Source organism: Deltaproteobacteria bacterium (assembly GCA_018668695.1).
Taxonomy (GTDB): domain Bacteria; phylum Myxococcota; class XYA12-FULL-58-9; order XYA12-FULL-58-9; family JABJBS01; genus JABJBS01.
The window spans coordinates 1-12,877 of sequence record JABJBS010000059.1 but is presented as its reverse complement, the minus strand read 5'-3'; the positions used below and the strand labels follow the sequence as shown (position 1 = coordinate 12,877).

At 48.9% G+C, this 12,877-nt stretch carries 11 protein-coding genes; 6 read left to right on the top strand and 5 right to left on the bottom strand.

What is annotated here, in order from left to right; translation table 11 throughout:
• Positions 1-21 precede the first annotated feature (21 nt).
• From tssC to HOK28_03190, 3 genes are all read left to right on the top strand, one after another.
• Positions 22-1,509: a type VI secretion system contractile sheath large subunit gene (tssC, locus tag HOK28_03200; protein MBT6432072.1), complete on the top strand. Its 1,488-nt coding sequence runs from the start codon at positions 22-24 to the stop codon at positions 1,507-1,509.
• Positions 1,510-1,584: 75 nt separating this feature from the next.
• Positions 1,585-2,280, top strand: coding sequence for a hypothetical protein (locus HOK28_03195; protein MBT6432071.1), 696 nt, complete (start codon positions 1,585-1,587; stop codon positions 2,278-2,280).
• Positions 2,281-2,402: 122 nt separating this feature from the next.
• The gene (locus tag HOK28_03190; GenBank protein MBT6432070.1) at positions 2,403-3,662 is read left to right on the top strand and encodes a type VI secretion system baseplate subunit TssK; all 1,260 of its coding nucleotides are present in this window, start codon (positions 2,403-2,405) and stop codon (positions 3,660-3,662) included.
• A 94-nt stretch (positions 3,663-3,756) separates the two neighbouring features.
• On the opposite strand, the gene HOK28_03185 is transcribed toward HOK28_03190, so the two are convergent.
• The 4 genes from HOK28_03185 to HOK28_03170 form a co-directional block, all read right to left on the bottom strand.
• Positions 3,757-5,385, bottom strand: coding sequence for a hypothetical protein (locus HOK28_03185; protein ID MBT6432069.1), 1,629 nt, complete (start codon positions 5,383-5,385; stop codon positions 3,757-3,759).
• Positions 5,386-5,394: 9 nt separating this feature from the next.
• The gene (locus HOK28_03180) at positions 5,395-5,619 is read right to left on the bottom strand and encodes a hypothetical protein (protein MBT6432068.1); all 225 of its coding nucleotides are present in this window, start codon (positions 5,617-5,619) and stop codon (positions 5,395-5,397) included.
• A gap of 10 nt (positions 5,620-5,629) precedes the next feature.
• Positions 5,630-7,552: an apolipoprotein A1/A4/E family protein gene (locus HOK28_03175; GenBank protein MBT6432067.1), complete on the bottom strand. Its 1,923-nt coding sequence runs from the start codon at positions 7,550-7,552 to the stop codon at positions 5,630-5,632.
• Between the two features lie 80 nt (positions 7,553-7,632).
• Entirely contained in the window at positions 7,633-8,379 is a 747-nt protein-coding gene (locus tag HOK28_03170) for a helix-turn-helix domain-containing protein (GenBank protein MBT6432066.1), read from the bottom strand.
• Between the two features lie 156 nt (positions 8,380-8,535).
• Between HOK28_03170 and boxB the strand changes: the two genes are divergently transcribed.
• The 3 genes from boxB (at position 8,536) to HOK28_03155 (ending at position 11,538) form a co-directional block, all read left to right on the top strand.
• Positions 8,536-9,957, top strand: a complete 1,422-nt coding sequence (boxB, locus tag HOK28_03165; GenBank protein MBT6432065.1) for a benzoyl-CoA 2,3-epoxidase subunit BoxB — start codon at positions 8,536-8,538, stop codon at positions 9,955-9,957.
• A 71-nt stretch (positions 9,958-10,028) separates the two neighbouring features.
• Complete coding sequence (locus HOK28_03160; GenBank protein MBT6432064.1) at positions 10,029-10,523, top strand: transcription elongation factor GreAB; 495 nt, start codon at positions 10,029-10,031, stop codon at positions 10,521-10,523.
• A 106-nt stretch (positions 10,524-10,629) separates the two neighbouring features.
• Positions 10,630-11,538, top strand: a complete 909-nt coding sequence (locus HOK28_03155; GenBank protein MBT6432063.1) for an acyltransferase family protein — start codon at positions 10,630-10,632, stop codon at positions 11,536-11,538.
• On the opposite strand, the gene HOK28_03150 is transcribed toward HOK28_03155, so the two are convergent.
• Positions 11,535-12,662, bottom strand: a complete 1,128-nt coding sequence (locus HOK28_03150; GenBank protein ID MBT6432062.1) for a hypothetical protein — start codon at positions 12,660-12,662, stop codon at positions 11,535-11,537. The genes HOK28_03155 and HOK28_03150 overlap by 4 nt on opposite strands.
• Positions 12,663-12,877: the final 215 nt, after the last annotated feature.

Genomic DNA, 12,877 nt, shown 5'->3' with positions numbered 1-12,877 from the left:
AAAATGATAGAGAGTTAAAAAATGGCTGATGAAACAGTAGAAGAGCAAAAGTTGGACCTGGCGAGTTTTCTCTCCAGTGTTCGTTTACAAACGGAAGTCTCGGAGCCCACTCCGATGCTCCAGGATAAGCTTACGACCGTTAATGAAGACGTAAGTGAAGAAGAACGCTTTCTTTCTTCTTTAGCGGCGGTTGTTTTCAATATGGAAGAGGGCGGACGTTTCGACAAAGCCTCGATCCAAACGTTGGTTGGTAAAATTGACGGATTGATTGCTGATCAAATTGACGAAGTTTTGCATAACGAAAAATTTCAAGAAATCGAAGCCGGTTGGACAAGCGTTGCTGACCTCGTTGGCGAAACAAACTTTCGCGCAAACATCGGTTTGAGTCTTTTGGATGTATCTAAAGATGAAGCATATGAAGACCTTGAATTGAACGCTGCGGATATCGCTGGTTCTGAATTATTCAAGAAGGTTTATGTTTCCGAGTACGACCAGTACGGCGGTCATCCTTTCGGTGGTATCATCGGGCTTTATGACTTTGCGAATACTCGCAAAGATATTCTTTGGCTCAAGAGCATGGGTAAAGTGGCCACGGCCAGCCACGCACCATTTGTTGGGGCGGTAAGTCCTAAGTTCTTCGGCTGTGAGACGGCCAAGGAACTTAACACACTGCGTGATATTGGCGGAATGATGGATACACCGAAGTATTCAGCATGGAACGCGTTCCGTGACACTGAAGAAGCTGCATATGTTGGCCTCACTGTGCCTCGGTTCATCCTGCGTGAACCCTACAATGATGAAACCAACCCTGCAGAAGACATCAATTACGAAGAAACGGTTCAGGGCGACAATGATGACGATTTCCTCTGGGGAAATAGCTCAATCTTGTTTGCACGAAACCTCGTGAAGTCTTTCGAAGGTTCGGGTTGGTGCCAGTATATTCGCGGTCCAAAGGGCGGCGGATTACTCAAGGGGCTTGCAAGCCATACTTACAACCTTACTGGTGAAGACGAGTTGAAGGCACCGGTTGAAGTATCGATGCCTGATTACCGTGAGCTAGAGTTGGCAAATGCCGGTTTTATCCCACTGATTCACAAAAAGGGTGCAGCAGATGCTGTTTTCTTCAGTGCACAGTCAGTGAAGAAAGCTCATAAGTTTAAGGATCCTAAAGATTCTGAAAACTCAACATTGGTAACGAACCTGTCATACACGTACTCGATTACGCGTATCGCGCACTACTTGAAGTGCATCATGCGAGACAACATCGGTTCATCGGCTGATGCGGTTTATATCCAGAACCAAATTGATGCTTGGATTTCCAAGTATGTAACGACCATCGTTAACCCAGATGATCTGACTTTGCGTTACTACCCCTTCAAGGCTTACAGCCTCGATGTGGACAAGGTAGAAGGAAAAGTTGGCTGGTATCACTGTAATCTATCAGTTCTACCGCACATTCAGTTTGAAGGCATGGACGTCGACCTCCGGGTTGATGCGCGTCTGGGCTAATCAGCATAACTATAGTGTCGCCCACCTTGTGTGGGCGGCTTTTATTTTTCGATTGTACAATTTTGGAGAGACACAATGAGCTTAAGCTTCCCTTGTGATTGGCAAGCTGGATTCACGATGAATCCTACAAATAAACAACGTTGCGGTTACCTCATGGCTTTTAACGGCCTGGATTTGAATGAGGCGCCAACGGCAACCGACGATAAATACAAAATCAACGTATTTACGCCTTTCAACGCGGCGGGAGACCCTGCTTACTCGAAGGCCGGTGTGACGGATACAGACGGAGTAAAAACTCTTGATTGTATTGGTGTCATCGACAGCCTGTCATTTGCTGGTGGAGTTGGTGACCCAATTTGTATCAGCGCATATGTCTCCAGCGAATTCGCCAATCAATTGGCGGCCAAGCAGAAGGCATCTTTGTCTACAACAACCATCAATGAACTTGGTTGGTGGATTATCAACCACGATGACGAAGAAAAAGGCTGGTACGAAGAAGCCTATCCAAAAGGAACTTTGGGCGGCGACGAAGGTCTGGTTAAAGGTCAGCTGAATGCACCTGGTGGTGCTGATGTGCGCCTTTCAGTAGCGAACGAGGGCACCAAAGTAAGCCCAACACTCGATATTGTTGTTTACAACATCTACTTCGAAGTCATTCCTGCTTCAGATTCAACTTACACACTCAACTTTGCGCAGTCTAAGAGCAAGCCATTTGTTAAGGGCTGGGGACTCCAGGTTGGTGATGTAGCAAAAGCAAAACTGGGAGGCTAATCCTCATAGTTTGCTAGGCGGGGTTGCCCCTGCCGAAAAGATGATGCAATGTGAACCCTGGGTATCCGACCTAAATCGAATTTGGGATCGGATGCCCAGGTTTTTTTTTGAAGGCTAGATAAGTGGTAAAAAAGACAAAGTACCAAACATCACGCGTTCATTGGCGTTTAGGGCAGGCTCTCTTGCCAGAGCATTTTTATGCCCAAGAGCACTCACTCCGCGAGGAAATGAGCTTGCACTGGCAAATGAGCCCGTGGCCAATGTCGGGTTTGGGAACGCTTGATTGGGACCATTTTCAGCTGGCCGACGGTATCGTGAGTATTAAAGAGTTGACCCTGATTCTAAGCACGGGGCACCTCGTTGATATTCCGGGTAATACACGTCCAGTATCCTTCAACCTTAACGCCACAGGCCTTTCGGAATGCTCGGTGTATCTGCACCTTGAGAGTGATTTTGAAGTTGTACGCACAGGCTCGGGCAGCGACTTGCCGGATGAAAGCGTTGAGCGTGTGGTTCAGAAGGTCTCTGTTTCCACGAAACCACACCGTGACACCGCGGTTCATTCATTTCGACTCTGTGATTTTGCTAAAGGGGCTGAAGGGCATTGGCACCTGCAGGCCGACTATTTACCGGCACTGATTCGCATGGTGTCTACTCCTCTTACCGCGGCTCTGTTGGAGCGAATCACGGCCATTGCCGGACGCTATCATCAGCAGCTGGTTGAGGATATTCAGCAGAACTACCTCGCGGGTCAGGCAGTTCAAGCGGCGAAAGCCTGCATGAAGGGCCTATTCAAGCTACGAGCGGCGCTGAATCACTTGGAGGCTGGCGTCGATTGTCACCCAGCTCAATTTTTTCAAGTGTTTCAGGAGTTCTACTTCGATGTCTGCGTTTATAAAGACCTCGAACCTAGAAAGCTCAATTTGCTTTACGCACACGACGCACCCGCTGATAGCTTCAACGGGCTCATCGAAGAACTCGAGGGATTACTCTCTAGCTCCACTTCGGAAACGGCCTACGTTCCCTTCCAGGCGCAAGACGGAATGGTGGTTTGCGAAGTGCCAGATGCTGTTCGCAAAGCACGAGAAGTCTATCTTCTTTTGCAAAAGGAAAGCGTCGGTGAGCAAGTTGACTTAGAGGGCGTCAAGCTCGCCAGTAGGTCACGGGTTGAGGTCGTGCATCGATTATCACTGGGCGGTATTCCAGTTGAACGAATCGAAAAGCCGCCATTTCATCACGATTTTGGGTCAGAGATAGAGTTCTATCAATTGTTACCCGGTGAAGAGTGGGACCACGCGTTGCGCGACGGAACCGTCGCTTATTTCGACCGCACTCAGCTGCAGAGCTGCCGCTCCTACCTGTATTGGCGCGAAGAAAACTAAAGCTCTCCTCAGCCGCGTCCAAGCCGGCAAGAGCGATCCATATATTTTACAATTAAATGAAACTGCAAATAGATAGCTTAGATTCAAGTTGAGACTAACTTGGGCTCAGTGAACCAGAGTATTCATCGGCATTGGATTTTGCTTTCGCTGCGCTTGCGGTTTGTTTTTCGGACTCTTTTTTGAGGGTTTCCAATTCAGCCTCAAAGCTGGCCTGGCTTTCGTCAATACGGGCACTCAGAGAGTCTTTCAATTCAGTAACGCTTGCGCTTTGCTCAGCCCGCTCTGAAGCGTTCTGCTTCTTGCGCTCATCCAATCCTTGCTGAGTGCTTTTGGTAAATGTGTCAAGCTGGCCTTTTTGAGTTTGTAAAGCCGTCTCCGCTTGCTCCCGAATGGTTGCTACTGAGCCCGAGGTGGCGGTTTTTATCTCATCCAGTGTGGAACTCGTTGTTTGCTCCAGCGTCTGAACTTGAGTTCGGATGGCATCTTTCATCGACTCGACCTGAGTTACCGCTTGGGTCACCATATTATCAATTTGAGATGTTGCTTGAGAAACCACTGATGCAATCTGATTATTGATGGTATCGACCTGGCTAAAGACCGTATCTTGTGCTCCGTCCATCTGGGTCAGAAGCTGAGTTTTGAAAGTATCAATTTGGTCTGTAGCCTGGCCACTGATGGTTCCAATCTGTTTGCTCACTTGTTGTGATAGTGTACCGACCTGTTTGCTACCAGCCTGAGCTGCCTTGCTAAGTTGTGGCAATACCGCTGAAGCTGCCTTGGAGATTGTTTGGATAGCTGGTTTTGCCAGTGCTTCGGGGATTCCAGTGGCCGGAATTTTATCCAGTGCAGATAATCCTCCACCGAGAACAGACTGCAGCGTGTCTACAAAGGTTTCACCTTTTTGTTGAAGGCTCTCAAGCTCGGTTTGAATGGTCGTAAACAGTGTTAAGACTGTATCTTTGAAATCAGTAACCTGTTCCTGAACGCTCTGTATGATGGCCTGCATACTCTCAATCGGGCCCTCGATAGATTTACGAGTGAGTTCAATAGCGTCAGAGGCCTGATCGGCGACAGCTGTTAAATTCTTATCTATACCGTCAACAAGAGATTGAACCTGGTCGATGACCCCGTCAACATTGGTACGCATGTGCGTGATGGTTTGACTTAGAGTTTTTTGTTTTGAGTCGATTTCTTTTTGGAGGCTGCTGATTTGGGCTTGAAGCGGCACCAATGTGTGCTCAAGGATTTGTTCCAGCGTTTCTCTCGTGTTTTGAATGGTCGATAAGCCAGATTCGACATATTCGTCGTTCGCCTTTTGCCTCAATAAAATAGTCTCTCGTAAACTCGCAACCTCGGTTTCGATATCGGCGAGAAGTTGAGTACGTGTTTGTGCATGGTTTGCCAGCAGCGCATCGAAGGCAGCCTCGGTGGTATTTTGATGACTTAACTGCTCCTGGCTGATTGTTTCAAAGTTTAGCGCTATCTTTTGTTGCAGAGCGGTAAGCTGTGTTTTTTGGTTCGCGATGCTCTCAAGTTTGCCGGGATCGGAAGCATCGCTTCGCTCCTGGTCTTCGAGATTTTTTGTAGCAGTTTGATATTCATCGACCGCTGAATTTTTCAATTCGAGAATGGATTCGCCAGTCTTTTTCGCCTCGGCGCTGAAGTGGTCCTTCTCACCTTTAATATCGGATTCGAGTGTGTCGAAATTTTCCAACATAGACATATACGCTCTTTAGGATACGAGTTTTTCAAGTTCTGCGAGAATTTTATCGGTGTCCGATTTTGTTTGGACCTTCATTTGGTTGAGATTCTTCTCGAGAGTTTCCAATGGTTTGGTAAATCCCTGAGATTGGCTCTTCAAAAAGCTACCGGTGCTTTTAAGCTCCTGAGAGATAGAGCTAAACAAGGATTCAATATCAGATTGAATAGAGGCCAGAGATTGTTTGAGTTCTTGCATTACAAACGATTTATTCCGTTAGAGACTTCAGGCGAGATTTGGCTTCTTCCAAAGCGCTCTTAACAGCATCGCCTTGTTCCGTGAGCCCTTGGACAGCCTCTTCTACTTTGGAGTTAATCTCATTTGCTTTAGCGTTAAGATCTTCATCCATTGATTCAAGGCTGTCTGTTGTTCCACTGACCGCACCTTCCACTTCAGCGTTGAGCTGACCGGTTGCCCCGCTGAGTGCGCCGCTGACTTCTCCCACAGAGGACTTTGTCGAGGATTCGAGCTTGGCTTTGTTGGCTTCTACCTGAGGTTTGAGATCGACACCGCTTGATGAGGATTCTTTAGAGGAATCTTCTTTGGTTTCGAGAAGAATCGTTCCGTCTTTTAGAAGCATGATTTCGGTATCACCATCTTCGACTCGGTAAATTTGAAACTCGGGTTTATTGTCGACGTACATATGCCGCATGGACGTTTCACTGGTTTTATTTTTACCAAAAAGAATGTGGTTGCCCTGGCTGTCGGTGGGCAGCTTGACGCCTTCGCCCCAGTCGAGAAAACGCACAATGGTAGCATGATGAAAACCAACTTCGAGCAAGACACGTGAATCGCGGTAAGCGGGGAAGTAAAAGTGCCCTGGCGAAAATTGAGGCTCAAAAGGAGCTTGTACAGTAACATTCCATAATGGGATTTTTACTTTGTAGTAATCTTGTGACGTTTTCTTGTCTTGAAACACCATGAAGGTTCGGTCCTTATCTTTACCGATGGTGGAGATGATTTTCCCCTCAATATAAATGGGCCACTGGGGTATTTTAAATTCCGGTAGATTGGGTGTGTTGTCGCGCTCTCGTTCGTACACCGCATTATGATTGATTTCATAGGTGGTACTTTCGAGGTCGATGTCATCCTCGGCCTCAGTACGAGTTGCGACCGCATCGATGTCATACTCGATGCTCCGAAAAGTTTTCCCATATGCTTTAAGGTTTGAACTGAAGTCATCTTTACTAAGCAGAGCACCTTCATTGGGTACCAGGACAATCTCCGGGAAATCTGCAAACACGAGATTAAGGCGATAGTCGCTGCTCTCAAGCCGTTTGGTTTCGAGAATTTTTCGGTTCTTGATGTTGGCAGAGAGCGGGGTGTGCATCACAAAATCATGCCGAATGGCATTGAGACCAAGTTCCTGATCTACCTTCGTCGTAGCGGTTTGCTTGACGTGGGAGTTGAGGATAGCGCTGTTGTAGCGCTTACGTGGCGGATATTGCATGAGCATGGATTCGAGATTTGCAGAGCCGATTTCTTCTTTTGAAGATATCTTGTTTTTCTTGGAGGCTAGGTAATAGCTCTTGTCGAGATAGTCATAATAGAAATGACCTGCGTGGGTTTCGCTGAGCCAGTGGACAAAGTCGTAGAAGCTGGCATCGGTATCACCGAGCCCAAGAGCGCAAACATTGTGCTCTGCCTTTAAGGCATCCCAATTCATCTTGAGTTTCAAACCCGCGGGTAAGTTGGCTTTAATGAGCTTTTCAAGAGTGGTGTCCGCCAAGACTTCAGTGGGGCGATGTTGAGTCCAGAGCACGGAGGCAATGTCTTTAAATTCAATCGTATACTTGCGAAAGAGAATGGGTTCACCTGAAATACCGGGGGCATCCTGCTCCCATAATGCTCTCGTGGTGACCATGGCGTTAAGCTCAAGGGGCTTGGGAGGCGACTTCGTTTCGTAGAAGCTTTTAGCGACTTTTAGGGTGACGTCGATGGGCTCATCTTTAATGAAATCTTGGAATAAGATGTCTCGATTTTTTTTTGCATCAACCCAGAAGCTGAGCTTACCGGAGAAGCCCCAGCTCCTAAGCTTGAGAGACCAAGTCTTGATATTGGCACCAGGGATTTCAGTGATCTTGTTGTTGATTGTGAGCTTTAGCGTCAGGGCTATATTCTCTAAAAACACCGCTTGTTCCCTTTGACTCGAATGATTCGGGCACCTGGATGCCTTGGCAGAGACTATGTTTAGAAGCTTGCAGTGGCAAGCTAGAGGGAGTCTCTCTGAGGAAGATTGTTTTCGATATATTGGCTAACGCTTTGGGCAGTGAGTCCTGAGGTGTCTACCGTGAGGCTTGCGCGCATGTATTGAGGGGCGCGGATTTGGACAAGCGCATGGAGCTCGCTCATTGCATCATGGCGGTTGGCGATGGGTCGGTGATCACCTTGGTCGAGAACACGTTGCATATAATCTTCGGGCTCGGCCTTGAGCCAAACCGTGGTGAAGGCCTCAAGGACGCGCTCAAAAGCGGGAATATTTTGGACGACACCACCTGAGAGCGCAATGACCACCGGTTGGTCTTTCTCAAGAAGCTCTTCGAGGCATGCGATTTCCATACGGCGATAGTAGTCTTCTCCATGCAGCGAGAAAATTTCCCGAAGGTCCAAGCCGGTTTTGGATTCAATGGAGGCATCGAGTTCTACAAACTCGAGACCTCGAGCCGAGGCGAGAAGAGGGCCAACACTGCTTTTACCTGCGCCGCGGATACCGAGCAGTGCAATGCTGGAGCGTCCCCGCTGAGCCCGGCTGATTAAATCAGGAAGGCCGATACTCAAGGCGTTGGCGACGGCCTCCAGCCGAACAATGGAGATGTTGGCTTCACCTTTTTCAATTTGCGCATAAAAGCGAGGGCTCAAATTAGCTTGCTCGGCAATCGTTCGCGCAGTGGCGCCAAGTTGTTTTCGGCGCTGCCTGACAACGTCGGCGATGCCTTGAAGTATCTGATTTGCGGACATATGTGCATTATAGTGCATAAAAGCAGGCAAAAGATCCACAAAATTCGGCAGAAGTAAGCATTATATTGCAAGATATGGAAAAAATGAGTACAAGGGTCGAGTGGGAACCAGTGGGGGCTCTTTCGAGAGTGACCATGCAACATGAGGTGGCTCGACATGTCTATTTCACTCGACGAAAAAATCCCGAACAACGTTAATCTTAGTGATGACCGTAAATTGCAACGTGCCCTGGAAGCGTGGCAACCCCAGTTCGTAGATTGGTGGATGGAGATGGGTCCGGCTGGATATCAGCACGACGACATCTACCTTCGCACCGCGGTAAGCGTCGAGGCTGGTGGTTGGGCCAACTACGAATACGTCAAGATGCCTGAATATCGATGGGGTATTTTTCTAGCTCCAAGTTCGGCTGAGACCATTGGGTTTGGCGACAACATGGGCAAAGACGTGTGGGAGCAATGCCCAGGTGAGCACCGTAAAGACCTCCGACGTATCATCGTAACCCAGGCGGACACCGAGCCTGCCTCCGTTGAGCAGCAGCGCTTGCTCGCTGAAATGGCGCCGAGCCTCTACGACATGAGAAATCTGTTTCAGGTAAACGTCGAAGAAGGTCGCCATCTTTGGGCGATGGCATACTTGCTTCACAAGCACTTCGGCCGAGATGGCCGGGATGAAGCGGAAGAGCTTTTGATTCGCCGCTCTGGTCATGAAGATTCACCGCGTATTCTCGGTGCTTTCAATCAGCCTATCGAAAACTTCCTCGACTTTTTCTGCTTTGCAATGTTTGCCGACCGAGATGGTAAATACCAACTGGCATCATTGGCGGAGAGCGCATTTTCGCCGCTCGCACGCTCTACTCAGTTCATGCTTACTGAAGAAGCGCACCACCTCTTTGTCGGTGAGGCGGGTCTTGCGCGAGTCATTCAACGAACCTGTGAGTTGATGAAGGAAAGCACCACCGAAGATGTGAAAGAATTGGGCGGCATCCCGTTGGATATGATCCAGCGCTATTTCAACCGTTGGTTCTCTGTATGTCTCGATCTATTCGGCGGTGACAACTCGTCGAACGCTGCCCAGTACTTTGCTACGGGGCTCAAAGGGCGTTTTAAAGAGAGCACCTCGAAAGACTACACCGACCACGTAGCGCTTGAAGGTTGTTATGACCTTGAGGTACCGATTGAGGGCGGTGGTATTGGTACGGAAGAAGTTCCAACCCGGCGAGCGATGAACCGGTTGCTCCAAGATAAGTATGTAGACGATTGCTACCGCGCACTTCGAAAGTGGAACAATATCATTAGAAAAGCGGGCATTGACTATGAACTCACGCTCCCGTCGCCCCGCTTTAACCGAGAGATGGGGCCCTTCGCAGGACTCACTTACAAAACCAATGGCGAATTTGTAACAGGTCTTTCTCGCGAAGAGTTGGCTGACCGTTATTCGCCAACAGACGATGACCGCGAATACTTGAAGTCAATTATGCAGCAGGTTCGTGAGCCAGGTAAGTTCGCAAACTGGATCGCTGCGCCGAAAACAGGAATCAACCGCCAGCCGGTTGATCACGAATACGTCCGCTTCGTTTAATTCCCAGCCAATTTTTTGCTCAATCTGCATCTTGGATGCAGATTGGGTCTATGAATCTTACATCCACTTTAATCCACCAGTTAAAGTCCCGGCTTCGCCAGGACGCTTCCATTGCTGTGCGAGCAGGTAATGCGGCCAAAGATGCTGCTCAAAACTCTGTGACCGCCATGGAAAAGCGCCAAGACAGCCGAGCTATGATCGAACAAGGCAACATGGCTTACGCTCAGTCCAAGCGGGCACGTCTTGCTCTTGAGTATTTACAGGCTCTAGAGACCTTCGATGAGCGAGGGTTTACAACTTATCACATGCGCTCCAAGGTCGGCTTAGGCGCCGTAGTCGATGTTCAATGCGAGACCGAAGACGGCTACATTGGGCGCACGTTTGTGATGCTGCCAGTTGGTGCCGGCGAGGAGCTTACAGGGCCCGATGGTGATGGAATCATTACGGTTTTAACGCCGCAGTCACCAGTTGGAAAAGCCATGTTTGGAAAACGTGTCGGTGAAGTCGCAGAGGTCACGATTAAGCGTGAACCTTGGGAATGGGAAATTCTCGAAGTGGGCTGCTGACCAATTGTTGAGAAAGTGTTGAGTTTATTTGTGCGCAACGTTTTGCACTGTTGACGATGTGCACCTGAATCGGTGAGGAGGGCTATATCCAAGCAAAGGACGCCCAATGACCGATCACGCCGCAAACGAATCCGCAACGAACGATCCCCGCTTTAATAAAGTCGCGTGGAGCCGCTTCAGTGAACAGTTTCTTCCCTATGATATCGATAGCTTAGAGAACCGTGATGAGGCGTTTATCGCCGAAGTCAGCCGGCGCCTGGCACATTTATTTCGGACCTATTTTAGCTTTCAGCCTAAGGGCTTTGAGAGAATTCCAGAGGGAGCTGGGCTCTATGTGGCGAACCACAATGGTGGAGCGCTCACGCCTGATACGCTTTTGTTCTCCAGTGAGATTATCAAGGAGAAGAGTGTTGATGATGTACCTTATGCGTTGGCTCACCAAGCTGTGATGCAAATGCCTGGATTTCATCAACTTTTTTCTAAGATTGGTGGAATGCGTGCATGCCACGAAAACGCAGCGAAGGTTTTCGGAGCAGACAAGAAAGTTCTGGTTTACCCAGGCGGAGATGAAGATGTCTTTCGTCCCTATCGTAAGCGAAATGAAATCGTCTTCGGTGGGCGAACTGGATACATTCGATTGGCTTTGCGTGAGAACGTTCCAGTGATTCCCGTCGTTACCGCTGGTGCCCATGAGACCTTCATGGTCCTTGAAGATATGAAATGGTTTGCGAAGCTTATTCGCAGCGATAAGTGGATGCGTCTGAAGGTGTGGCCATTGGTTTTAAGTTTCCCTTGGGGACTGACCTTCGGTGTCACGCCGCCGCATATTCCTGTTCCAAGCCCAATTCACATGGAAGTCATCAAGCCGTTTTATTTCGACCGCAGCGGTGAAGAAGCTGCAAGCGACGATGACTATGTTCGTGAGTGTGCAGCTCAGGTTGAAGAGGCGATGGAAGATAGCTTGAAGCAACTTGCCGCTGAACGCCAAGCCGCGATCCGGTCTATTTTCAACTAAGCATCGAGAGTCAGTTGAAGAACCAAGAGCAGGTAAAGCGTCTGCACGTTACACCCTAAGCAGTAGATGTAAGGGTCCGGCTCGCCGGCAGCTCTTCCATCAATCCAGTGGTGCAGAATCTGTCCGTCCACCAGCAGCCGGTCTTTTAAGAAGCCTAAGAGCGTGTTGACCTCTTCAAGATATTTCGTTTCGCCGGTGGCTTGGTACATCCCTATCAAGGCAATCATTAAGTAGTTTTGGCTCGAGTGAGTGGTGTAATCATCATCGGTCGCGCCCATCGACTCCTTGCTATAAGGCGAGTGGTAATGGTCTCCATCTTCATCTTTAAGGGCCTGGATACCACGGTAAGTCGCCTCAAAACGTTCTTTGTATGTGGGGTTACCCGTGAGCTGATAGGCTCTCGAGAGTGCTCCCATCACGGTTACGTTTGGATAAAGCATTACGCGCTCATCTCCTGGAGCAAAGAGATAGATTTCACGTTCGGCGTCCCACACTTTATCTTGAAGACGGTTCAATATCGCATCAGCGCGCTCTAGGTGATGTTCTCTGGTGTCGTCTGGATAGCCATCAACGCGTTCTAGGTGAACGCTTGTAACAAAAGCAGTCATCGCGGTGGGCCCATAGGTATCGGCCGCAAACTCTCCACCGGCAATATCGAGATAATCGTTACTCAGGGTGGTTAGGCTCTCGAGGCTCACAATCATCTGGTCACTGGCCTCAAGGTAAGCCGCGGTGTCCTCCAAATAATTACCAGCTTCTAAGAGACTCAAAAGCGACATCGAGATGGTTTCAAGATTGTCTGAATAATCGAGTAATGCTGGAGCTGCTTCAGCCACGCGAGCGCGGTTGGCCTCAAGCGCTAGAAGAGCACGGTCTAGGGACGCCTGACTGCCTGTGTGTCGATAATTGGCTAAATCATAAGACGGTCCAAAGAGTTGGCCGTCACCCCAGTGGGCTTGCCAGTCTCCATCTACAAAGAGAGCTGGGTCGTTGATATAATTTTCAACCGCCTCAAACATATCTTGGTGATTTTCGAACACCTCTTGAGGTGTTAACGATGGTGAGCAACCGATGAAAATCGGTAGTATCAATGCGAAGGATAGCATGCGAATTAATGAGCTCATACAACGACTCCTGTGTCATTGACGCTAATTAGACCATGCTTCTAGTCGTTAAATACAGAGCTAATTAGACATCGGGCTGCCGATGCATCCGCGGTCTGATCTCGGTGATTGCGAGGTAAATGGAGAGACCAACAATCGCTAACCAAGCCTCGACTGCGTAAAGCCGCCGGGTGACCATCATCTCAATGGGAAACGTCGCTGCCCGGTCAAAGAGT